This is a genomic window from Mesorhizobium prunaredense (genome assembly GCF_900156895.1).
GTDB classification, from domain to species: domain Bacteria; phylum Pseudomonadota; class Alphaproteobacteria; order Rhizobiales; family Rhizobiaceae; genus Mesorhizobium; species Mesorhizobium prunaredense.
Map to the genome: position 1 here is coordinate 263810 of NZ_FTPD01000005.1, position 22145 is coordinate 285954.

Annotated in this window: 25 protein-coding genes and 1 riboswitch; of the genes, 8 read left to right on the top strand and 17 right to left on the bottom strand. The window is 63.2% G+C overall.

The genetic code is table 11. The annotated features are described in order from the left end of the window. Window positions 1-320: 320 nt before the first annotated feature. The 5 genes from BQ8794_RS05385 to BQ8794_RS05405 all read right to left on the bottom strand — a co-directional run bounded on the left by BQ8794_RS05385 (window position 321) and on the right by BQ8794_RS05405 (window position 3521). On the bottom strand, window positions 321-602 hold the full coding sequence (locus BQ8794_RS05385) for a methyltransferase (RefSeq protein ID WP_342187582.1): 282 nt from the start codon (window positions 600-602) through the stop codon (window positions 321-323). A gap of 10 nt (window positions 603-612) precedes the next feature. After that, the gene (locus tag BQ8794_RS05390) at window positions 613-1275 is read right to left on the bottom strand and encodes a DUF6064 family protein (RefSeq protein WP_077374083.1); all 663 of its coding nucleotides are present in this window, start codon (window positions 1273-1275) and stop codon (window positions 613-615) included. Between the two features lie 160 nt (window positions 1276-1435). Next, entirely contained in the window at window positions 1436-2353 is a 918-nt protein-coding gene (locus tag BQ8794_RS05395; RefSeq protein WP_077374085.1) for an aldo/keto reductase, read from the bottom strand. A 203-nt stretch (window positions 2354-2556) separates the two neighbouring features. Beyond that, window positions 2557-2994 (bottom strand): hypothetical protein, encoded by a 438-nt coding sequence (locus BQ8794_RS05400; RefSeq protein ID WP_244554865.1) that lies wholly within the window; start codon window positions 2992-2994, stop codon window positions 2557-2559. A 347-nt stretch (window positions 2995-3341) separates the two neighbouring features. Beyond that, window positions 3342-3521, bottom strand: coding sequence for a hypothetical protein (locus BQ8794_RS05405; RefSeq protein ID WP_077374092.1), 180 nt, complete (start codon window positions 3519-3521; stop codon window positions 3342-3344). A gap of 296 nt (window positions 3522-3817) precedes the next feature. On the opposite strand from BQ8794_RS05405, the gene BQ8794_RS05410 reads away from it, so the two are divergent. After that, window positions 3818-4252, top strand: coding sequence for a hypothetical protein (locus BQ8794_RS05410; RefSeq protein WP_077374095.1), 435 nt, complete (start codon window positions 3818-3820; stop codon window positions 4250-4252). Window positions 4253-4437: 185 nt separating this feature from the next. On the opposite strand, the gene BQ8794_RS05415 is transcribed toward BQ8794_RS05410, so the two are convergent. Together BQ8794_RS05415 and BQ8794_RS05420 are read right to left on the bottom strand one after the other, a co-directional pair. Next, window positions 4438-4647 (bottom strand): hypothetical protein, encoded by a 210-nt coding sequence (locus BQ8794_RS05415; RefSeq protein WP_077374098.1) that lies wholly within the window; start codon window positions 4645-4647, stop codon window positions 4438-4440. A gap of 14 nt (window positions 4648-4661) precedes the next feature. Continuing rightward, on the bottom strand, window positions 4662-4946 hold the full coding sequence (locus BQ8794_RS05420) for an acylphosphatase (RefSeq protein ID WP_077374101.1): 285 nt from the start codon (window positions 4944-4946) through the stop codon (window positions 4662-4664). A gap of 205 nt (window positions 4947-5151) precedes the next feature. Between BQ8794_RS05420 and BQ8794_RS05425 the strand changes: the two genes are divergently transcribed. Continuing rightward, complete coding sequence (locus BQ8794_RS05425) at window positions 5152-5964, top strand: nucleotidyltransferase family protein (RefSeq protein ID WP_077374104.1); 813 nt, start codon at window positions 5152-5154, stop codon at window positions 5962-5964. Next, complete coding sequence (locus BQ8794_RS05430; protein WP_077374107.1) at window positions 5957-6709, top strand: metallophosphoesterase family protein; 753 nt, start codon at window positions 5957-5959, stop codon at window positions 6707-6709. Before BQ8794_RS05425 ends, BQ8794_RS05430 begins: the two co-directional genes overlap by 8 nt. Window positions 6710-6724: 15 nt before the next feature. Here BQ8794_RS05430 and BQ8794_RS05435 read toward each other — a convergent pair whose 3' ends face one another. From BQ8794_RS05435 to BQ8794_RS36955, 5 genes are all read right to left on the bottom strand, one after another. Beyond that, entirely contained in the window at window positions 6725-7915 is a 1191-nt protein-coding gene (locus BQ8794_RS05435; protein WP_077374110.1) for an NADH-quinone oxidoreductase subunit D, read from the bottom strand. Window positions 7916-8017: 102 nt separating this feature from the next. Beyond that, window positions 8018-8461 (bottom strand): hypothetical protein, encoded by a 444-nt coding sequence (locus tag BQ8794_RS05440; RefSeq protein ID WP_244554866.1) that lies wholly within the window; start codon window positions 8459-8461, stop codon window positions 8018-8020. A gap of 160 nt (window positions 8462-8621) precedes the next feature. Further along, window positions 8622-8846 carry a hypothetical protein gene (locus BQ8794_RS05445; protein ID WP_077374113.1) on the bottom strand — a complete coding sequence of 75 codons (225 nt, stop codon included), beginning with the start codon at window positions 8844-8846 and terminating at the stop codon, window positions 8622-8624. A 115-nt stretch (window positions 8847-8961) separates the two neighbouring features. After that, window positions 8962-10083 carry an NAD(P)/FAD-dependent oxidoreductase gene (locus BQ8794_RS05450; protein WP_077374116.1) on the bottom strand — a complete coding sequence of 374 codons (1122 nt, stop codon included), beginning with the start codon at window positions 10081-10083 and terminating at the stop codon, window positions 8962-8964. A gap of 2 nt (window positions 10084-10085) precedes the next feature. Then, a complete protein-coding gene (locus BQ8794_RS36955; RefSeq protein ID WP_280174556.1) occupies window positions 10086-10211 on the bottom strand; it encodes a hypothetical protein in 126 nt (41 codons plus the stop codon). A 143-nt stretch (window positions 10212-10354) separates the two neighbouring features. Here BQ8794_RS36955 and BQ8794_RS05455 point away from each other — a divergent pair, with 143 nt between their 5' ends. Further along, entirely contained in the window at window positions 10355-11764 is a 1410-nt protein-coding gene (locus BQ8794_RS05455) for an aspartate aminotransferase family protein (RefSeq protein WP_077374119.1), read from the top strand. On the opposite strand, the gene BQ8794_RS05460 is transcribed toward BQ8794_RS05455, so the two are convergent. Beyond that, window positions 11747-12859 (bottom strand): nucleotidyltransferase family protein, encoded by a 1113-nt coding sequence (locus BQ8794_RS05460; protein WP_077374122.1) that lies wholly within the window; start codon window positions 12857-12859, stop codon window positions 11747-11749. The two genes, BQ8794_RS05455 and BQ8794_RS05460, sit on opposite strands and share 18 nt — an antisense overlap. A 181-nt stretch (window positions 12860-13040) precedes the next feature. Further along, a riboswitch (TPP riboswitch) is annotated at window positions 13041-13153 on the top strand. Here BQ8794_RS05460 and BQ8794_RS05465 point away from each other — a divergent pair. Continuing rightward, on the top strand, window positions 13144-13752 hold the full coding sequence (locus BQ8794_RS05465; RefSeq protein WP_077374125.1) for a YkoF family thiamine/hydroxymethylpyrimidine-binding protein: 609 nt from the start codon (window positions 13144-13146) through the stop codon (window positions 13750-13752). Its footprint overlaps the riboswitch before it by 10 nt. 9 nt (window positions 13753-13761) lie before the next feature. On the opposite strand, the gene BQ8794_RS05470 is transcribed toward BQ8794_RS05465, so the two are convergent. From BQ8794_RS05470 to BQ8794_RS05485, 4 genes are all read right to left on the bottom strand, one after another. Next, window positions 13762-14868, bottom strand: a complete 1107-nt coding sequence (locus tag BQ8794_RS05470) for an alcohol dehydrogenase family protein (protein WP_077374333.1) — start codon at window positions 14866-14868, stop codon at window positions 13762-13764. Between the two features lie 164 nt (window positions 14869-15032). Continuing rightward, window positions 15033-16412, bottom strand: coding sequence for an aspartate aminotransferase family protein (locus BQ8794_RS05475; protein ID WP_077374128.1), 1380 nt, complete (start codon window positions 16410-16412; stop codon window positions 15033-15035). Window positions 16413-16464: 52 nt separating this feature from the next. After that, on the bottom strand, window positions 16465-17958 hold the full coding sequence (locus BQ8794_RS05480; protein ID WP_077374132.1) for an NAD-dependent succinate-semialdehyde dehydrogenase: 1494 nt from the start codon (window positions 17956-17958) through the stop codon (window positions 16465-16467). Window positions 17959-18239: 281 nt separating this feature from the next. Continuing rightward, complete coding sequence (locus BQ8794_RS05485; RefSeq protein WP_077374135.1) at window positions 18240-18731, bottom strand: Lrp/AsnC family transcriptional regulator; 492 nt, start codon at window positions 18729-18731, stop codon at window positions 18240-18242. A gap of 84 nt (window positions 18732-18815) precedes the next feature. Here BQ8794_RS05485 and ehuR point away from each other — a divergent pair, with 84 nt between their 5' ends. From ehuR to ehuB, 3 genes are all read left to right on the top strand, one after another. Further along, the gene (ehuR, locus tag BQ8794_RS05490) at window positions 18816-20201 is read left to right on the top strand and encodes a MocR-like ectoine utilization transcription factor EhuR (RefSeq protein WP_077374138.1); all 1386 of its coding nucleotides are present in this window, start codon (window positions 18816-18818) and stop codon (window positions 20199-20201) included. A gap of 122 nt (window positions 20202-20323) precedes the next feature. Next, window positions 20324-21109: an ectoine/hydroxyectoine ABC transporter ATP-binding protein EhuA gene (gene ehuA, locus BQ8794_RS05495; RefSeq protein WP_023797847.1), complete on the top strand. Its 786-nt coding sequence runs from the start codon at window positions 20324-20326 to the stop codon at window positions 21107-21109. A 94-nt stretch (window positions 21110-21203) separates the two neighbouring features. Beyond that, on the top strand, window positions 21204-22055 hold the full coding sequence (gene ehuB / locus BQ8794_RS05500) for an ectoine/hydroxyectoine ABC transporter substrate-binding protein EhuB (RefSeq protein WP_023797848.1): 852 nt from the start codon (window positions 21204-21206) through the stop codon (window positions 22053-22055). Window positions 22056-22145: the final 90 nt, after the last annotated feature.

Consider the following 22145-nt stretch of genomic DNA (forward strand, 5'->3'; position numbering starts at 1 on the left):
CTGCGATGACGGCCGAACTCGCTTACCTCATCGATATCAGGTTCGTGACCAGACCTGCCTTGATCTCAAGCACAGGCGCGGGTGCCTCGGCATGACCGATGTCCCTCAACCGATCGGGGGTCATATCAGCGATCGCCCGACGTCTTGAGACGGTCCGTTGCCAGGTCTTGAGAGCCGCGATTGCGGTTGCTGTGGTTTTCAGCACAAGTCCAAGCAGACGTGGACGATCGACGCGATACTGCGTGTGAGCCATTTCGGTCTCCATCATCATTGTCGGCAGGGTTGAACTGCGGGGCGCCTATTCCACTGCGCTTTGCGCCTTATGGTTTGCGGCCGATCACGGCGCCGTTCGCGCCGGGTGCGTCGAACCAGACCGTCTCGATGTGCCGGAATCCGGCTTCCTCGAGCCACGCCGAGTATTCGGCCGGCGTGTAGTTTCGCCCTTCCGTCTCGATCAGCATGTTGAGGCTCATCAGCGCCGCCGGCGCCGGTCCGGTCTTTTCGTCATTGACGAGAAGCTCGCTGATCACAATTGCGCCGCCGCTCGGCAAAGCCCCGAACGACCGGCGCAGCTTTGGCCGTAGCCGGCTGATTTTCTCGATCGTGCCGGCATCACCGGGCGATGCGGCGCAGGGTCAAGGCAGCGAAAATGGTGGCCGCTGCCAGAAGCGGCAGCCAGGCTTGTGGATCGCCCATGGCATGGAGCGTCAGGCCGCTGAGCAGCAGCCACAGCAGCGGGATCGCCAACAGCAGCGGCACAAGCCCGCCGCTCGCGGCAAGCAGGACGCCGAGCGCTGCAATCGCCGTTGGGTCCGGCGCGATGCCGAAGACCTCGGCGCTCGCCCATGGCCGCCCGAAGAGCGGCGGCAGGAGGGGATAAACGACGAGGCCAACGACCGCGATCAGCAGCCCGAGCCGCCCTGCGAGGTCCCGCCGGTCGAAGGCGAGGCCGCCGCGCGCGGCACCGAACGTCAGCAGCAGGCCCTGCAGGCCGAAGGCTGGCGCGACATAGGCGATCGCCCAGTTGATCGCGGCATAGCGGCTCCACAGGAACGACCAGCCGACGAAGGCAAAGAGCGCGGCGAGGACGAGCGCAATCCACAGACCATGGCGATGCGGCTGCCTAAGCACGAGCAGGACAATGGCGAGGCCGGCGGCGAGCGTCAGGAGATGCAGCGGCCAGAACGCGGCATTGGCCAACTCGAACATGCGCCAATAGACGCGCGGCGAGAAGAGCAGGAAATCCTCCAGCCGGTAGGTCCACCATTCCGACATCTAAGCAGGTTCCGCAAAAGTGTCCCACGGTTTTGCGACAAGAACCTGCGACAAACATCTAAGCAGGTTCCGCAAAAGTGTCCCACGGTTTTGCGACAAGAAGCTGCGACAAACAACAGAATCCAAGCAGGCATTCGTGGGCCAGCCCACGAAAGCCTGCTTAGAGGTCCCGGACGTAGGCCCCCATCCTCTCGCGCATGGCCGCGTCGGGGAGGGGACCGGTCGTCGCCAACAGGTTCTCGCGCGCGTGGTCGACGCGGGTGGTGGCGGGGATGGCGACGGTGACGGCGGGATGCGAAACGATGAATTTCAGTATCAACTGCGCCCAGGTCTTGGCACCGATCTCGGCCGCCCAGTCCGGTAGCGTCTCGCCTTGGAGCTGGCGCGTCAGCGCGCCTTGCCGAAACGGCCGGTTGACGATGACACCCATGCCGCGCTCGGCCGCCAGCGGCAGCAGCCGTTCCTCCGCTTCACGGTCGACGACGTTATAGGTGAGCTGCACGAAGTCGAGCGGATGCGCGCGCATGATCTGTTCGAACAAATCGTGCCGCCGTCCTTCGGACGTCGTGATGCCGACATAGCGAACCCGCCCGTCCGCCTTCATTGCGAACAGGGTTTCGAGATGCGCCTCCCAGGCGACGAGGTTATGGACCTGAACGAGATCGAAGCGCGGCACACCCCAGAAGCGACGTGACTGCTCGATCTGCGCGGGTCCGTCGGCGGCGGAGGAGGTCCAGACCTTCTCGGCGGAAAACAGCGCTTCGGGCCGGCCGAGCTTTTCGAGGCCATAGCCGATCACGGGCTGCGAGGAGCCGTACATCGGCGAGGAATCGATCATGCGGCCGCCTGCCGCGAAGAAGGCCGCCATCACCTCTGCGCACTCGTCGCGCAGCACCGGATCGTCGCCGACATTGAAGGTGATCCAGGTCCCCAGTCCGACAGCGGGAAGCATCTCTCCCGAGGACGGTACGGCCCGCATCACCGGCGCGGGCGGTGCGCCGGGCGCGGCTGCCGGCAACACCAGAGCCGCGCCGGAAGCGGCGGCAGCCTTCACGAATGTCCTGCGGGTGATGATCATCGTCTGCCATCCCTGTCCTTTCAACCTCTTGTACTCCCGACCCCAAGAATGGTTCCGGCCGACCGGCTTTTCGCGAGGCCGATCGGCGGGGAGTGCGGCGGTCGTCTCTGTGCGACGGTTCGGATATGGAACGTCTGCCTGAAACAGGAACGAATGCTGCAGGGCCTGGGTTGCGCCAGCCAGCCCGATTACCTGGAACCCGATTACCTGGATATAGCCCCTGTCCTCACTTGATGGCGCTGGCGGGCATAGGCCACGCAGCCGTCTACCGTGCTGACACAGAGCGCATCGCGGTTATTCGGCGTGTTGTTGTCGCCGGCGTAGGCAACCTCGGCAACACGGCCATCGACCATTCGGATTTGCGTGTTGCAATAGCCGCCAGGATCGACATTGAGCGATCCTCCAACCGTCGGGATCGCGCCCACGGCCAAAGTTGGGATCACGACGTTGAGATTGCCGCGTTGGACGGCACGCTGATAGGTCCAGATCTGGCCTCTCTCCGCATCAGCGGTGGCAGTCGGAAAGCCGGCGCACATTCGAACGTCCGCCTCGCTGAGACCGACCATCTCCTTGCGGGCTGCCGCCGTTGTGGCGTCTTCCTTCGGGAGGTTCGACGTGTCGGGGGCGACGCAGGAGGACACGATCGAACTGCCGACGGAAAGAACAAGAAGAAAGACGAGCGTTCGGATGCGAGGAGATATCATACCGACTGTGGTGAATTTGCGCTGGGCCCCGAGATCTAGTTAAGCAAGCCCACAAGCGAGTCAACCTGCACAACTTCACGATGTCGTTTGTCGTGTCGCCCCGCCAACCTTGAGCTGATGGCACCCCAAGCGCACGCGCCGCTATCGTGCGCGATCTCGGAGTTGGCTTCGCCGCAGATCTCGATCTGATGCCTGCAACGATGGGCATTTCGGCTGCGCAACGTGCCGATGCCATCCGGCATCCATGAGGGACTGACCGATCTGGAACGAGCGTCTCCGCTCCGTCAAATGCCGGGATTTTTAGGGCCGATTTTCAGCGGCGCATCATTTTCATCCGGATTGGGGACAGGAGCTTCGTCGGGAAGCCTGTCCGGGTCCGGCTCACGCACCGGCTTCGGTTCAGGAAACGGCGGCGGTGTGGGCGCGGGAGTGGGCGTTGGTTCGGGAGTGGGAAGAATGGCCATGGTGTGATTTCCTTCCGCTCGCACTCTGCCTGGCGGGTCGCCGAGGTCGGCTGGGATTTTTGAAGCCACCCGTTTCGATCGGTTTTCGCTCGGGCTGACGCACGCAGAACGACCACGCATGCCTATGGTTCCGACGCGAGCCTCCGATGATCCCGCAGGCATCGGCATTCGTGGCCGGACGGGGCCGTCAGAAAAGTGATCGAATGGTCCGCGCATGAGGGCCTTGCCGGCGTCGCGGAGCGCCATAATTTCCATTTCAGGGTGGGACGAACTCACCCGCTGAATAGGAGGCGGCCGTGAAGCACCAAACACTTGACCAACTGCATACCGTTGCCGACGTTCACGCTGAAGCAACAGACCTCGTAGCGACTCGAAGCCAGCGTCTCGAACGTTGGGCGAAACTGCTGGAGAAAAATCCCGATCGACGTCTCGAAGCGTTGACGGGCACCGAATACAAGTCCCCTGAGATACGCGAGAAAATGCGTTACAACGACTCGCCTCTCACGGTTGCCTTCGAGGACCCGATCTTTCGCGCGCAAGGCTTGCGAGATGACACCTACGGTGAAGCCAGGCGCTTCTTCGAGCTGACCGACTGGCAGCTGCACGAAATCGTCTGCCATTGCCATGTCGGCGCCTCGATACGAGCGCGGTGGGCTGCCTCTCGCGTCCGTGCGGCAATGTCCGAGAGGTTTGGTTTCTTCGCCTGGCTGCGAGGAATATTCATGCACTGACGCTACGGGCATTGACGCTGCCGGCATTTATGCTAGGGGGCCGGCATGTTCGGGTGATGGGGGCTGCGAAGTGATTTCCACGCCTCGCATCAGTGGTAGTTGATGAGCGGATAGGCCGTTTCGGCGGCGATCCGCCATCGGCGAAGCTCGAACCATAGGCTCGATACCACAGGCATGCGCGGATTTCAGTCGGCGGGCGCCGTGTCGCGGCGATTGACCGCTTCCGCAATGGCGGCGTGGCTTTCCATGAGGATCGAGCTATCGTCATCCTCGATGACAGCCGCTGTCTCCGCAAGCGCCTTGTCCTTGACCTGGTTGCGGAACCGCTGGCTGTCGTTTGCTCCCCGCGCAAGGCAAGGAGGCTTGGCCTTCGGTTGAGCATCGGTTTTCCTCAAGCCGGTACACACTTCTAGCCGATGATCCTGAATCCGTTCGGCTCCTGGCCGGCATCGACGTCTTGGGATGTCACGCTGGAGACCGACGCTCCGGTCGGCCCTTTCCAGAACCGGTCCAACATGGTCGAAACCGCGCCGTCGGCTCCGACGATCAGTGCCGTTACGGATCCATCCTCCTCATTGCGAACCCATCCGGACAGACCGAGCCTCTCGGCCTCGGTCCGTGTCCACACGCGAAACGAGACGCCTTGCACGCTTCCCCTCAGTCTGACGCGTACCGCCTTGCGCCCGTCCTCCATGGTCACCTCCGTGCAGTTGGTTTGTTCACACCTTCAACTCACCAGCGGCGAAAAAGGCTCCGCCATCGCATTTTTAATGGATTGGGCTGCCTGGCCATCCGATAGAGCTGTCGGTTTGCATGATGTCGGCAACGGAACCATGCGGCGGCGGCTTTGTTTAAAAGACGGACAGCTGCAGGTTGCTGGGCCTCGGAGCCACGATTTCATGACCAACGATTCTCCAACGGGAGGCGCCATCCCGGCATCCGTTCCGACGATCGATCCGAAAGCGGCGCCGACCCTTCAACACGCCGAGGCCGAGGTCTTTTATACTGAGGCGATCCGCGAGCTCGCCGCGACGGACATCCCCTTTCTTGTCGCCGGCACCTACGCGGTGAGCGCCTATACGGGCGTCACGCGCCAGACCAAAGACCTCGACATTTTCTGCAAGGCCGGCGACTTTGCCCGCATCCTCGCCCATTTCAAGCAGGCCGGTTATGCGGTCGAGATATTGGATGACCGGTGGCTCGGCAAGGTCTTCAAGGGCACGCATTTCTTTGACGTCATATTCGCATCGGCGAACGGCACCATGCCGGTCGGCGACGAGTGGCTGGAGCATGCACGGCAGATCGAGATGCTGGGCAGTCAGGTGCGGATCGTAGGTCCGACCGAGCTTATCTGGTCCAAATGCTTCATCCAGGACAGAGGCCGCCACGACGGCGCCGACATCGCTCATACCATCCTCAAGGCGCAGGATCAGATCGATTGGCGCCGGCTGCTTTCCTACCTCGAAGTTCACTGGGAGGTGCTGTTGATGCAGCTTCTGAATTTTCGATGGATCTATCCGAGCGAGCGCGATCACATTCCCGCCTGGCTGCTCGACGAATTGCTTGACCGGCTCGCCAAGCAGAGGGAGTTGCCTACGCCCCGGATGAAGATCTGCCGCGGGCGCCTGCTTTCGCCGACCGACTACGAGATCGACGTCAAGGAATGGGGCTTTGCCGGCGTCGGCGGAACAGGAGAATTTCGCGATGGCTGAGAGGAACGAAGCTGCCATGGCAACAACCGAGACAGGCCGCACAATCAGGATTGCGGCTGTTGGCGACCTGCACGTGCAGGAAGACGCCCAGGCCTCCTGTCGTGACCTCTTCCGCGAAATTTCGCGCGAAGCAGACGTTCTCGTGCTCACTGGCGATCTCACCAATCTCGGCAAACCGCGCGAAGCCGAAATCCTCGCGGAGGATTTACGCGCCTGCACGATCCCAGTTGTCGCCGTGCTCGGCAACCACGACTATGAATCCGGCGCGGTCGAAGACGTCGCCAACATCGTTCGGCAGGCAGGCGTCCATCTCCTCGACGGCCAATCGACGGAAATCAAGGAGGTCGGCTTTGTCGGCGTGAAGGGTTTCGTTGGCGGATTTGGATCACGCATGCTCGGCTCCTTCGGCGAGCCGGCGATCAAGGCTATGGTCGCCGAAAGCGTCAGCGAATCGATGCGGCTCGAAAACGCAATGCGGCAGGTTCACACCGAGCGCACGCTTGTCGTCCTGCACTACGCTCCCGTGGTCGAGACGGTCGCCGGCGAGCCATTGGAGATTTTTCCGTTCCTGGGCTCGTCGCGGCTGGCGGAGACGATCGATCGGTTCAAGGTCAGCGCGGTGGTGCATGGCCACGCGCATCGCGGCGTCTATGAAGGTCGCACGCCGGGCGGCGCCCCGGTGTATAACGTCGCCATGCACGTGGCGAAGCCGACCGGCCGTCCCTACGCCTTGCTCGAAATCTGAAACACCCCGCGCTCGTCAGCGATCGATCTCGCCGAACACGATATCGAGCGACCCGATAATCGCGGCGACATCGGCGATCATGTGCCCGCGCGATAGAAAATCCATCGCCTGCAGATGGGCAAAAGACGGAGCGCGGATCTTGCACCGATAGGGAGTATTGCTGCCATTCGAAACCAGGTAGACGCCGAACTCGCCCTTCGGCGCCTCCACGGCGGCATAGACCTCTCCAGCGGGCACGCGAATACCCTCCGTGTAGAGCTTGAAATGGTGGATGGTCGCTTCCATCGAGCGTTTCATCGTCGCCCGCGGCGGCGGCGTGATCTTGTGGTTCGGAATTGCCACCGGCCCTTGGCCTTCGGGCGATCGCAGTTTTTCCAGGCATTGCTTCATGATCCGCACCGACTGGCGCATTTCCTCCATGCGGACGAGATAGCGGTCGTAACAGTCGCCGTTCTTGCCGACGGGAATGTCGAAATCCATCTCGGGGTAGCATTCATATGGCTGTGCCTTGCGCAAGTCCCACGCCGCGCCCGACCCGCGCACCATCACGCCGGAGAAGCCCCAGGCCCAGGCGTCGTCGAGGCCGATCGCGCCGACATCGACGTTGCGCTGCTTGAAGATACGGTTTTCGGTGAGCAACTCGTCGAGGTTGCCGCAAACCTTGAGGAACGGATCGCAGAAATTCCAGATGTCGTCCAGCAGCTTCGGAGGCAGGTCCTGGTGCACGCCGCCGACCCTGAAATAATTCGCATGCATGCGGGCGCCGGAGGCGCGCTCGTAAAACACCATCAGCTTCTCGCGCTCGGCAAAACCCCAGAGCGGCGGCGTCAGCGCGCCGATATCCATGGCCTGTGTCGTGACGTTGAGGAGATGCGACAAGAGCCGGCCGATTTCGCAAAACAGAACACGGATGAGCTGTCCTCGCTTCGGGACCGAGATTTCCAACAACTTCTCGGCGGCGAGGCAGAACGCATGCTCCTGGTTCATCGGCGCGACATAGTCGAGCCGGTCGAAATAGGGCAGGGCCTGCAGATAGTTCTTGTACTCGATCAGTTTTTCGGTGCCGCGGTGGAGCAGCCCGATATGGGGATCGGCGCGATCGACGACCTCGCCGTCCAGTTCCAGCACCAGCCGCAGCACGCCGTGAGCAGAGGGATGCTGCGGCCCGAAGTTGAGGGTGAAGTTGCGAACTGCGGCTTCGACCATGGCGCTGCTCCGCTGTACCGGGTTTTCAGGCTGAAGCCCGAGTGCTCCGGCCCGCCACGCCCGGACCACCGATCAGGTGCCCGCCAATCACGTGCCCGCCAATCACGTGGTTGTCTGGATGATCAGCGTCAGCGTGCCGTCGCCATCGATGTTGGCAGCGACGACCTGCGAGGAATCCAGCCCGTTCGCCGCCAGCGCCGTCGCTGCCTGCGGCGACGCATCGATCGAGCTCTGCAGGGTAAGCAGATCTTCAACGCTGGTCTGGGTGATCACGGCCTCGGCTTGTGTCTTGAGTTCCGGCGGCAAATCCTCGAGGGCGACGATGGCAATGCCAGTAAAGTTCTGGTCGGTGAAACCTTGATCCGGCAGGGCTTGGTCGGGCAGGGCCTGGTCAGGCGTTTGGCCAGGCAGGGTTAGATCGGGCAGGACTTCCGGCGCCGGGGGTGCGATTTGGGGAAGCTGCGGGTCGGTGGATTGCGCGTGGATCGGCTGCGCCAGGGCCAACCCCGAAAGGGCGGCAATTGTCGTCAACATGCGCATGATCATTCCTTCCGTTTTCCGTTTTGCTCGAGGAGGATCACTTGGTGACCACTCAACCATCGTGCCGGGTTATGGTTCCCGTCCGACATGGAGATGGCCGTCGGTGGGGTTGGAAAGGGAGCCGGCGAAGCTCCGCATGCTGATCGCAGGTGGAGCAGCCTGGCGATCATCCTCCCCAGCCGAGATCGCGATCCGCAACGCGCCATTCGGCAGCGCCGGCGCGGCGCTGGTGGCTGCGGCTGTCGTTGAGGAAGTCGGCGATCCTTGCCGCCGACTTCGCCGAGGCGAAAGTCAGCAGCCGATCGTGATGGACGACAGGCTCGCCGGTCTCATTGTCCCAGATCTCGAACCGGCAACTTGGGTTCGGTACGGCTTCGAAACGGATCTTCATATCGATAGTCCCGGTGATCGACGGACCGAGGTTCTGCGATCCCGGCTTATGGATGGCTTACGGACGTTTGGGATTATGCTTTTGGCAGCGCGCGGGCTCGCCGATGTCGCCTCGGCTAGCTGGCGTTTGGCGCGAGGCGCTGGGCGACATGGTCGGCGATCGCCAGGCTTGAGGTCAGGCCGGGGCTCTCGATGCCGAACAAATTGACCAGGCCCTCCACGCCATGCACCGCCGCATCCTGGATGAGGAAGTCGGCATTGGCTTCGCCGGGACCGGAGAGCTTCGGCCGGATGCCGCTATAGGCCGGCTGCAGGCTGCCATCGGCCAGGTCCGGCCAGTATTTGCGGATCTCGTCGTAGAAGCGCTCGCCACGCATTGGATCGACGCGATAGTCGAGTTGATCGGTCCATTCGACGTCAGGCCCGAAGCGGGCGACGCCGTCGAGGTCGAGCGTCAGATGGACGCCGAGCCCGCCGGGTTCGGGCACGGGATAGACCAGCCGCGAGAACGGCGCCCGGCTGGCGACCGAAAAATAATTGCCCTTGGCATAGCGAAGTCTTGGCACGAATTGCCGGTCGAGCCCGTCAAGCGAGCCGGCAAGTGCCGCGGCGCCAAGCCCGGCGGCGTTGATGAAGCGCGTGGTGGCGATTTCAAAGTGCTCGCCGCTGGTGCTGTCGACCGTGTCGAGCACGATGCGAGCACCTTCAATGCGGCCCGAGACGATGCGGGTGTTGAGGCTGAGCGCTGCCCCGTGCTCTTCGGCGTCGCCCAGCAGCGCAAGCATCAGGGCATGGCTGTCGATTATGCCGGTAGCGGGTGACAGCAGCGCCGCCGTGCACCGCAGCTTGGGCTCCAGCCTGCGCGCCTCTGCTGCGGTCAAGGGCGTCAAATCGCCCGCGCCGCAAGCAGCGGCATTGGCCACGATCGAAGCGAGCACCGGCTCCTGTTCGGTATTCGTGGCGACGATGAGCTTGCCGCAGCGCGCATGCGGCACCGCCCGCTCCTGGCAATAACGGTAGAGCTTTTCGCGGCCTGCCACGCAGAGCCGGGCCTTCAGCGATCCGGCCGGATAGTAGATGCCGGCATGGATGACCTCGGAATTACGCGAACTGGTCCCGGTGCCGATGGCGTTCTCGGCCTCGAGGATCAGGGTGTCCATGCCGCGCTGCGCCGTCTCTCGCGCGACCGCGAGGCCGATGACGCCGGCGCCGGCGACGATGCAGTCGACATGGTCCACGATCAGGCCACCTCAGCCTTGTTGTTGTGCCTGCTGGTGACCCGTTCGGGAATCAAGTCTTGGCCATGCGCACCGCCGGCTTGGCGCAGGTTCCGGCGTTTAGCAGCCTCGAAGCTGAAATTCTGCATGTCTTCCGTCCATCCGCCAGCCCTTCCAAAAGGGCTTGACACCCTTACAAGAAACAGATGCAGCAAACAGCATTAATCCAGATGCCGATGCGCGCGCCGAACGGCGGCAGGACGCAGTCCCGGCATGCAGGACAGGAGCCATCATGGATGCTCGACCGAATTCCCCCGAAGCCCGCGACATCAGCTACCACATGCACGGCTACACCAATGCCCGCAAGCATGAGGAAGCAGGGCCACTCATCATCGAGAAAGGCGACGGCATCTATGTCGAGGATCTCGCCGGCAACCGCTATATCGAGGCGATGGCCGGGCTTTGGAGCGTCGCGGTCGGCTTCTCCGAGAAGCGGCTGGTCGACGCTGCGGTGCGCCAGATGTCCAAGCTGCCTTACTATCACGACTTCGGTTCCAAATCGCATTCGCCGCTGATCGATCTCGCCGAGAAACTGGTGCAGATGGCGCCGGTGCCGATGAGCAAGGCGTATTTCACCAATTCCGGCTCCGAGGCCAACGATACGGCCATGAAGATGATCTGGTACCGGTCGAATGCGCTCGGCCAGCCGGCGCGCAAGAAGATCATCAGCCGCATTCGCGGCTATCACGGCGTCACCATTGCCACGGCGAGCCTGACCGGGCTGCCCAACAACCACAATTCCTTCGACCTGCCGATCGCCAATGTGCTGCACACGTCGACGCCGCACCACTGGCGCGAGGCGCTGCCAAATGAGAGCGAAGGAGAGTTTTCGAGCCGGCTCGCCGACGATCTGGAAAAGCTGATCCTGGCCGAAGGACCGGAAACCATCGCTGCCTTCTTCGGCGAGCCGATCATGGGCGCCGGCGGCGTCATCGTGCCGCCGGCCGGCTACTGGGAGAAGATCCAGGCGGTGCTGTCGAAATACGACATCCTGCTCGTCGCCGACGAGGTGATCTGCGGCTTTGGCCGAACCGGCGAAATGTTCGGCTCGCAGACCTTCGGCATCAGGCCCGACATCATGGTGCTGTCGAAGCAGATCTCTTCGTCCTACCTGCCGATCTCGGCCCTCCTGATCAACGAGAAGGTTTTCGAGCCGATTGCCGACGAAAGCAATCGCATCGGTACTTTCGGCCACGGCTTCACCGGCGGCGGCCATCCCGTTGCGGCGGCGGTCGCGTTGGAGAACCTGAAGCTGATCGAGGAGCGCGATCTCGTCGGCAATGCGCGCACGGTCGGCGCGCATATGCAGAAGCGGCTGCGCAAGCTCGCTTCGCACCCGCTTGTCGGCGAGGTGCGCGGCGTCGGCCTAATCGCGGCGGTCGAACTGGTGGGCGACAAGGCGAACAAGATGCCGTGGGAGACGGCCGGCGCGCTGGGCGGGCTCGTCAACGGTTTCATGCAGCAGAACGGCGTCATCTCGCGCAACATGGGGGACGCGCTGGCTTTCTGCCCGCCGCTGATCATCACCGAGCCTCAGGTCGATCAGGTGATCGACGCGTTCGAAAGATCGCTTGAAGCCGCGGTCAAGCAGGTCCGTAATTGGCGCGCGCGTTTGCCCTGCCGTTTAGTCTCCCTGCTTTGATTTCGCAGATGAGCCGCTGAATCCTTCCAGTTCCTCGCCGATTCCTGAAAGTGCGTTGACGATCGTCGCCTCGACGTCGCCACGCTGTTTCTGGGGTATCAAACCAAGTCCTTTTTGTAACGCTTCACGCCAATGTTTCCCCCTGGCCCACGCTTCCGAAAACGCGAGGGCGAGATCGTCCTGGCGACGGGTGGCGTCCAATGCCTCGACCAGGAGTGCTGCCTGGTGGACATCCTTTTCCCGCTTGGCCATGCCGTTTGCGTCGTTCTGTCGGCGCGAGGCGACGATCAGCTTGTGAACCGCATATCGTCCGGGCGACGGTACCACGACAGGCACCCCCGATCGGTGCAGCAGCACGGTTCTGATTGGTTCTTGGATCAGGAAATCGAGAAACCGAAGAGGCTGCGCGGATGCACCGCCCAAAGACGGCATCGGGGTTGCATGATCGGCGTAGTCATCGCTGCCCGTGTTCGGCGTAAGGAACTCGACCTTGTATCGGACTGCGTTCTCGAATTGCGTCGCGTGTCCGGGATCCGATCTGTGAGGGATTTCCCTGAAGGTTGGGTCGATCTCCCTCAAGATTTCGAGGATGGGTGGCAGGCTGTCCTCGACCGCAGCCGACACCGAATGAAATTGCGCGAAGTCTGCATCGCTCGTCTGCAACACTGCACCGGGCAGCTTCACGCCCAGATAGCCCGCGTATGACTGAAAGGCGACCGTGCCGACCAGGACGCCGCGCAAGCGGAAGATGCCAGCCTTTCCCAGCGCCTCGACGACATCCCCGGTAAACTTTTCGGGTTCTGTCAGCCCTGCTTCGCGCACGAGCGTGGATACCAGCTTCCTGCGGGCGCGGAGATCGTCCTTGATCTGACGGAAGGATTCGACGCGTTTTGCAATCTCGGGATCGCTGTCAGGCCCGACATATCGTCGCGTCTTCGTCGGCTGCGTTTCCTCGAAATACCAGTAGACCTTGTCCTTGACGGGAACCTTGACGAAGTTGCCCGTCGTCGGGAAATCCGTTTCGAAGGCTGCGTCCAAGGATCTCTGGACGAGTTCCGCATACATCGTGCGGTAAACGAGGTCGACCGTCTTCATGTCAGGCGGCTCCAGTTATAAGAAAAATGCGGTTCTCTTATAACGGCGTGATCTCGAGCGACGCAAGCGGCGTTATAAGAAAATTGCGAAAAACTTATAACGCCGCAGGAGAGGATCAGGAATCCTTGTTGCCGTCGCCCTGGACCACACTTGAACATCGTTCGCGCCGGTGCTACGTCCACCCAATCGACAGGGGCGCTCCGTATTGCCGGGGCTGAGATGGAAGGTGCCAAGCCTTCGGTCCCTCAAGCTGATCTGGGTAATGCCAGCGGAGCGAGGCGAGTATGTTTTCAGGTGCACAGATTTCCCTGTATCCGATGTGCGACGATTTCGTCGGCGTCATCCTTAGGGCGCTTTCGGCGATGGACCCCTATCGCCCCAATTTCCGCATCGAAACCGACGACATTTCGACGCTGATCGTCGGCCCGCCGGAACAGCTTTTCCCGGCGATGCGCGATCTGTTCGCCTCTGCGGCGGCAAGTGGCGTGCATTGCGTTCTGTCGGCGACGGTGTCGCGCGGCTGCCCCGGCGAGCCCGACGATCCGATCTGCACACCGATTTCTGGCAGCAGCCGCGACCTGTCACTTGCCCAGCGCATCGGCGTGGCGCGGGCGCATGTCGACAGTGCGAAAAAGCTCGGACAAGAGGTCGCCGCGCAGTTCTCGCTCTATCCGCTTGGCGAGGGCCATCACATGGACGAGATCTACGGCTGCATCGACTTTCTCAAGACTTCCGGCGTCTTCGACAGGTCGAAGAATTTCTGCACCAAGCTGAGAGGCGACAGCGGACCGGTGTTCGCGACCCTGTCAGAAGCCTTCCTTCGCTTCGGCGCGCCGCAAGGCCATGTCGCGCTCGATTTTACCGCATCGGCGAACAGCCCGAGCGCGTGTTAGTCTTGGTTGTCAACGCGTTGCAGCGAGGTCCGCAACGGCGTCCGGAACGACCACCAGCTTGCCGACAAAATCCTTGGCAATGAAATCCGCCTGGGCGCGGTGGAAATCGGAGAGCTTGTAGACACCGCCGACCAGCGGCCGGATCTTCTTGTCCTCGATGTAGCGGACGATACGGCGGAAATCGTGTCGCGTACCTTGGCTGGAGCCGTGCAGCTGCAATTGCTTGAGATACATGGTGCGCAGATCGAGTTGCACGACCGGGCCGGCAATCGCGCCGGCGGTGGTGTAGCGGCCTTCGGGCCGAAGGATGCGCAACAGGTCGTTGAAGATCGCACCGCCGACGAGGTCGGCAACCACGTCGATCGGCTGGCCGCCGGTCGCGTTATTCACGGCGGCGGGCAGATCGGCGACGCCACGGGTGATCACCGCCTCGGCGCCGATGTCGAGCACCGCCTGTTCCTTGCCCTTGCCGACGACGGCATAGGGAATGGCGCCGCGCGCCCTCGCCAACTGCACGATGCCGGAGCCGACGCCGCCCGAGGCGCCGGTGACCAGCATGCGCTCGCTGGCCTTCAATGCGGCTCGTTCCAGCATCTGTTCGCCGGTAAGGTAAGCGCAGCAGAAGGTGGCGAGCTCGACGTCGGTCAGGTCGGTGGCGACGACATGGGCATTCTCGGCCGGCACGGTCTGGTACTCGGCATAGCCGCCGTCGCGGCCGTGGCCCATATAGTCGATGTCGGCGAGTGAATCATCGTCGCGGTTGTAGATGGAGAAATCGACCATCACCCGCTCGCCGATGCGGGCCGAAGAAACTCCCTCGCCGACGGCAACGATGTTGCCGACCGTGTCGGTGCCTTGGATACGCGGGAAGGTCAGCGTATTGCCCTGACGCCGCCAGGTCGATACGGCGGCAGCATCTTCTTCCGTGCCATAGGCGCCCTGGCGCACCCAGACATCAGTGTTGTTCATGCCGCACGCCGTGACCTTGACCAGAACCTCGCCCGGGGCGGGCGAGGGCACTTTCACATCGGTGCGATAGACAAGCTTTTCCGGCCCGCCATGACCGGTCAGAAGCACGGCGGCCATGGTGGCGGGGAGGGAAGGTTTTGCGGTCATCGATGTTGCTTCCAGATATTGCAGGTTGGCGTTGCCCCTCACCCTCACCCCGTGAAGAACGGGGACAGGGGTCGCCGGCGCTGAGTGCTTGACCCTTCTCCCGTCCTTACGGGGAGAAGGTGCCGGCAGGCGGATGCAAGGGGCGGCGCCAAGGCCTACAAAAATTAGAGATTGGCAAATACGCTGTTCACCGCATCGGCCGTCCTCGACACGACGATGTCGGCCTCTTCGCGGGTGAGGCAGAGCGGCGGCGCGAAGCCGAGGATGTCGCCTTGCGGCATGGCGCGGCCGATGACGCCACGCTCGGCAAGCGCGGTCGCGACCTGCGGCCCGATTTTTTGCGCGGCATCGAAGAACACGCGGTCGTCCCGGTCGGCGACGAATTCGATTGCCGCCAGCATACCGTCACCGCGCACCTCGCCGACATTCTTGTGGCCGCCGACGGCCTTCGCCAGTTCGGCACGGAAATAGGCGCCGGTCTCGCCGGCGTTGGTCACCAGGTCCATCTCGTCGATCAGTTCCAGGTTGGCGACACCGGCGGCGACGCAGATCGGATGCGCCGAATAGGTCCAGCCATGGCCTATGCTGCCGAGTTTGTCGGAACCCTGGACCAGCACCTGCCAGACCTTGTCCGAGACGATGACGCCCGACAGCGGCGCATAGGCCGAGGTCAGGCCCTTGGCGATGGTGATCAGGTCGGGCTTGATGCCGTAATGGTCGGAGCCGAACATGGTGCCCAGCCGGCCGAAGCCGGTGACCACTTCGTCGGCGACCAGCAGCACATCGTATTTGTTCAGCACCGCCTGGATCTTTTCCCAGTACAGAGCGGGCGGCGGCACGATGCCGCCGGTGCCGAGGATCGGCTCGCCGATGAAGGCCGCGACCGTGTCCGGGCCCTCGGCCAGGATCATTTCTTCGAGCTTGTCGGCGCAGTGTTGGGAAAACTGTTCCTCGCTCATCGAGCGGTCGGCGCGGCGGAAATAGTAGGGCGCCTCGGTGTGCAGGATCGGCGCACGCGGCAGGTCGAAGGCGTTGTGGAACAGGTCGAGCCCGGTCAGCGATCCGGTCATGACACCAGAGCCGTGATAGCCGCGCCAGCGTGAGATGATCTTCTTCTTCTCGGGACGGCCGAGCACGTTGTTGTAGTACCAGATCAGCTTGATGTTGGTTTCGTTGGCGTCGGAACCGGACAGGCCGAAATAGACCCTCGACATGCCTTGCGGGGCGCGGTCGATGATCATCTTGGAAAGCGTGATCGACGCCTCGGTGCCGTGGCCGACATAGGCGTGGTAATAGGCCAGGTTCCTGGCCTGGGCGGCTATGGCGTCTGATATCTTCTGGCGGCCATAGCCGACATTGACGCAATAGAGCCCGGCGAAGGCATCGATGCTCTTGCGGCCGTTATTGTCCCAGATGGTGACGCCTTCGCCGCCGGCGATCACGCGGGTCGGCGATTCACCCCGTGCATGCGTGCCCATATGGGTCGAGGGATGGAAGAAGTGGTCGCGGTCCCAGGCGGCGAGTTCGTTGGACTGGTCGAGCATTTTTTACTCCTGAGGAAAAGTGTCGGGCGCGGTTCTCGGGCGTCACTACGACCTAGGCCACGTCCAGGCAGAGATATCTGAGATCGGTAAAGGCTTCGAGCCCGTGGCGCGAGCCCTCGCGACCGATGCCGGACTGTTTGACGCCGCCGAACGGGATCGGCGCGCCGGTGATCTTGACGCGGTTGATGGCTACCATACCGTAGTCGAGCGCACGGCCCATGCGCAATTGGCGGCCGCCGTTCTCGGTGACGACATAGGCGACGAGGCCGTATTCGGTGGCGTTGGCGCGGGCGATAACCTCGTCCTCGCTGTCGAAGGGCGTCACTGCGGCGACCGGACCAAAGGTCTCCTCGCGCATGATCAGCGCGTCGTCGGTGACATCGGCGAGCAGGGTCGGCCGGTAGAACAGCGGTCCTGCAGAATCGCGTTTGCCGCCGGTGAGGCAGCGCGCGCCATGGGCGAGCGCATCGGCGACCTGCTCCTCGACCTTCTTGACGCCGCGCTCATGCATCAACGGCCCGATGTCGACGTCATCGGCCAGGCCATTGCCGGTCCGCAGCGCCTCGATGCGCCTGGCGAAGGCGGCGCAGAAACGATCATAAACCGGACGCTGGACATAGATGCGGTTGGCGGCAAGGCAATCCTGGCCGGAAGTGGCGAATTTGGCGTCGACGGCGATGGTCACCGCCTTGTCGAGATCAGCATCGGCGAAGACGATCAGCGGCGCGTGACCGCCAAGCTCCATGACCAGCCGCTTCATCGTCGGCGCGCTTTGCGCGGCGATAAGCCTGCCGATCTCGGTCGAGCCGGTGAAGCTCATGGCGCGGACGCGCGGATCTTCGCACATCCGCCCAACGATGGTCGAAGCCTTGCCGGTGAGTACGTTGAAGACGCCAGCCGGCAGGCCGGCGCGTTCGCCGAGCTCGGCCAGCGCCAGTGCCGACAGCGGCGTTTCCGACGAAGGATGCGCGACGATCGTGCAGCCGGCAGCAAGCGCGGCCGCCGCCTTGCGGGTCAGCATGGCTGCGGGAAAATTCCACGGCGTGACGACGCCGACGACGCCGAGCGGTTCGCGCCGCACCATCATCTCGGCGTTTGGCAAATGGCTGGTGACGCTTTCGGCGTTGAGGCGCTTTGCCTCCTCGGCATACCACTCGACGAAGGAGGCGGCGTAGTCGATCTCGCCAAGCGATTCCCTAAGCGGCTTGCCCTGCTCGAGCGTCATCAACAGCGCCAGATCGTCCTTGGCGGCGATGATCAGATCGAACCATTTTCGCAGGATTCTTGCGCGTTCCTGTGGGAGGGCCGCGCGCCAGGCGGGAAAGGCGCGCGCCGCCGCGTCGATCGCCTTGCTCGTCTGCCTGGCATCGAGCGCGGCAACCCAGGCAACGGTGGCGCCTGTAGCAGGGTCGGTCACCCCAAAACTCTCGGCGGCGTCACTCGCCGTCCAGTGGCCGTCGACATAGGCGAGTTGGCGCAGCAGCCGGCGGTCGGCGAGCCGGTCAAGCGCTTCGTGGCGGTGTGGGCGGGCAAAATGCGCGGACATGTTCGAGGTCTCCCGGTTCGCATTGATACGGAGAGACTATGCGCGCGGCGCAGACAGAGAGACTGTTTTGGTGCTCGCGCGTAGAGAGATTGTCTCTATTGGGCCGAAACACCGGACAGTCTCTCCGAGGCTGTAACAAACAGTGGAGATTGGCCGAAGCCTCCCCAACTTCGTCATCCTGGGGCGAAGCAAGGAGCGAAGCGACGCGGCGCAGACCCCAGGATGACGAAGGGACAAATGTCTCGGCCCCTCCTAGGCGTGCGACCCGGGGACCTCACACCTCACGTTGACACCGGCAGCAGATCGGCCACCGGCAAGGCGACCTCCTCCTTCACCGTCTTGGTGACGATGTAGGTGAAATAGCGGTCGATGCCGATCTCGCGTTCGAGCAGGGCGTCGACGAGCCGCTGGTAGGCGTCGATGTCGCGCGCCATCACTTTCAGCAGATAGTCGACGCCGCCGCCCACCGACCAGCAGGCGACGATTTCGGGGACGTCGCGGATGACGCGCTCAAAACGGTCGAAATCGGCCTGGCGGTGGCTGGCCAGCGTCACCTCCATCAGTACGGTGGCGACCGGCGCGACGGCGCGCATTGCAACCCTGGCGTGATAGCCGCAGACGATGCCGGCCTTTTCCAGCTTGCGCAGCCGCATCCAGCACGGCGTCGGCGACAGGCCGACCTTGTCGGCGAGCGCCAGCTTGGTGATGCGCCCGTCGCGCTGGACCGCGTCGAGGATTTTCAGGTCGATCTGATCGAGTTTCGGTGCTGCCATGAGCGTCCACTTTTTTCGTTCGCGACACCATGACGGCGCATTATTTCGATTGTCAATTGCACTGATTTCGATCTCTAATATGTCATGACATTGTGGCGCCCAGATCCCGCGCTCATCCGGCGGCCGGCCTATCAATCGCTCGCCGACCAGTTCGCGCGCGCCATTCATGATGGGCGGCTGGCCAACGGCGCGCGGCTGCCGACGCATCGCCGGCTGGCCGACGATTTGAAGCTTTCGGTGCAGACAGTCAGCCGCGCCTATGAGGAACTGATCCGCCGGGGCCTGGTCTCGGGCGAGATCGGCCGCGGCAGCTTCGTGCAGACGCAGCGCCGAGAGCCGGAGCCGCCCTATCTGCCGGAGCGCCTTGGCGAGGTCATCGACCTGTCGATCCTGAAGCCGGTCTGCGAGCCGATGCATCTGGAGCGGCTGAAGCAGGCGCTGGGCTGGCTCGCCGAGAGCCTGCCGTCGACCTCGGCGCTGTCGTTCCGGCCGAACATGGTATTCCCGCGCCACCGTGCAGTGGCGGTCGAATGGCTGCGGCTGTGCGGTCTCGACGTGTCGGCGCAGAATGTCAGCCTGACCAACGGCGCCACGGCCGGCATGACGGTGGCGCTGATGAGCGTGGCGCCGCCGGGTTCGACCGTCGCCACCGAGGCGATCGGCCATCACACGCTGATCCCGCTGGCGCGCTATCTCGGCTTCAACCTCGAGGGCCTGCCGATCGACGACAACGGCCTGATCCCGGAGGCGCTCGACGAGGCGTGCCGGCTTTCCGACATCCGCGCCGTGTTCGTGCAGCCCTCGGTGATCAATCCGACTGCGACATTGATGAATGCCGCGCGGCGCGAGCAGATCGCTGCGGTGGCGCGCCGGCACGACATCGCCATCATCGAGAACGACGTGCTCGGGCCGCTGGTCGAGGGCCGTCCGCCGCCGGTCGCCGCCTTCGCGCCCGAGCGCACGCTCTACGTCACCTCCTTCACCAAGATCGTGCTGCCAGGCCTGCGCATCGGTTATCTCGCGGCGCCCGACCGCTATGTCGCTGCCGTCGCCAACCGGCATCTCGTCTCCAACTGGATGGCGACGCCGATGGTGGCGGAGATTGCGACGAAATGGGTGACTGACGGCACGGCGATGGAACTCGTCCGCTGGCAACGGTCGGCGCTGCGGCGGCGGCAGGAGATTGCCGCCCAGGTGCTTGCCGGGGTCGACTACCGCGTCCATCGCGACGGACTGCATCTGTGGCTAGAACTGCCCGGCGGCCGCGCCGAGGAGGGCTTCGTCTCACAGGCCCGCCTGCAGGGCGTGGCGATCGCACCAGGCGCATCGTTCCGCATCTCGGCGGCGCCCTGGCAACCGGCAGTGCGCATCTCGCTGGGCTCGACAACCGAGGCGGAACTGCGCACCGGCCTCAGCGTTGTCACCAAACTTCTGCTCGGCGACCCGGAGCATCTCCTGCTGGCGATCTAGGCAGACATTGCCGCGAAATTCTGCGGAGTCAGAAACATTGTCATGAGTTTATTTTCCTGATTGACATGATTTGGCACGTTCCGCATCGTTAAGGCACAGCTTCTCCAGCACGGGGAAATTCTTTGTCCGCGCCCATCATCAAGATCGACGCCATTTCGAAAAGCTTCGGCACCTTCAAGGTGCTGGACGGACTGTCGATGCAGGTCATGCCGCGCGAGAAGCTGGCGCTGATCGGCCCATCCGGCTCGGGCAAGACGACGATCCTGCGCATCCTGATGACGCTGGAGAGGATCGACAGCGGCCACATCCAGATCGACGGCGAGCAGCTTTACCACATGGAGCGCAACGGCCAGTTGCTGCCCGCCGACGAACGGCATCTGGCAAGAATGCGCCAGAAGATCGGCATGGTCTTTCAGCTGTTCAACCTGTTTCCCCACAAGAGCGTCATCGATAACGTCACGCTGGCGCCGATCCTGACCAAGGGCATGCCGCGCGCCGCCGCCGAAAAACGGGCGATGGAACTGCTCGATATGGTCGGCATGGCCGACAAGGCGAAAGCGATGCCGGCGCAGCTTTCCGGCGGGCAGAAGCAGCGGGTGGCGATCGCCCGGGCACTGGCGCTGCAGCCCAGGATCATGCTGTTCGACGAGGTGACATCGGCGCTCGATCCGGAACTGGTCGAGGAGGTGCTGAACGTGTTGTGGCGGCTCTGCTCCGAGACCGACATGACCATGCTGCTGGTCACCCACGAAATGGGTTTTGCCCATGATTTCGCCGACCGGGTTCTGTTCTTCGACCGCGGCAAGATCGTCGAGGAAGGCAAGCCGGACGAGATTTTCCGCAACCCCAAGCAGGAGCGTACGCAAGCTTTCCTGAAGAAGATCATCGCGGCCGGACATCGCGTCTGACTGCCATGTCAGAGGCGGCAACGCCGTCCTCCCAGGGCGGCGAAGCCGTCCCGTAGAACGAGCAAACCAAAAGAGAAACAAGGAGTTGGGAACAATGAAGAAACTTGGCATTCTGGCCGGCGTGGCCGGTGTCGCACTGACCGCAATTCTGGCCGCTTCGACCGCGGGATCGGCCGACGACAGCAAGCTCGAAGAGCTCAAGGCACAGGGCTTCGCCCGTGTCGCCATCGCCAACGAGCCGCCCTATACGGCGGTTGCTGCCGACGGCAAGGTTTCGGGTGCGGCGCCCGACGTGGCGCGTGAAATCTTCAAGCGTCTTGGTGTCAACGACATCGTTGCCTCGATCTCTGAATATGGCGCGATGATCCCCGGCCTGCAGGCCGGCCGTTTCGACGTCGTCACCGCCGGCCTGTTCATGAAGCCGGAGCGCTGCGCGGCGGTCGCTTATTCGGAGCCGGTGCTGTGCGACGCCGAGGCTATGCTGGTCAAGAAGGGCAACCCGAAGGGCTTCAAGAGCTATGAGGATGTCGCCAAGGATGCCACCGCGACGATCGGGGCGCCGGGCGGCGGCACCGAGGAGAAGCTGGCGCTCACTGCCGGCGTGCCGCGTGACCGTGTCATCGTCGTGCCGGATGGCCAGAGCGGCCTGAAGATGCTGCAGGACGGCCGCATCGATGCCTATTCGCTGCCGGTGCTGTCGATCAACGATCTGGTCAAGAAGGCCAACGATCCGAACCTCGAAGTCGTCGCCCCGGTGGTCGGCGCGCCGGTCTATTGCGACGGCGCGGCGTTCAAGAAGGGCGATGAGGCGCTACGCGACGCCTATGACGTCGAATTGGCCAAGCTGAAGGAGTCCGGCGAATTCGCCAAGATCATCGAGCCCTACGGTTTTTCGGCCGCGGCGGCGATGTCGACGAGCCGCGACAAGCTCTGCTCGGCAAAGTAAAAAGTTGCCCCTCACCCTTACCCTCTCCCCGTGAAGAACGGGGAGAGGGGGGCGCCAACGCTGGAGCTTCACCCTTCTCCCCGTCCCAAT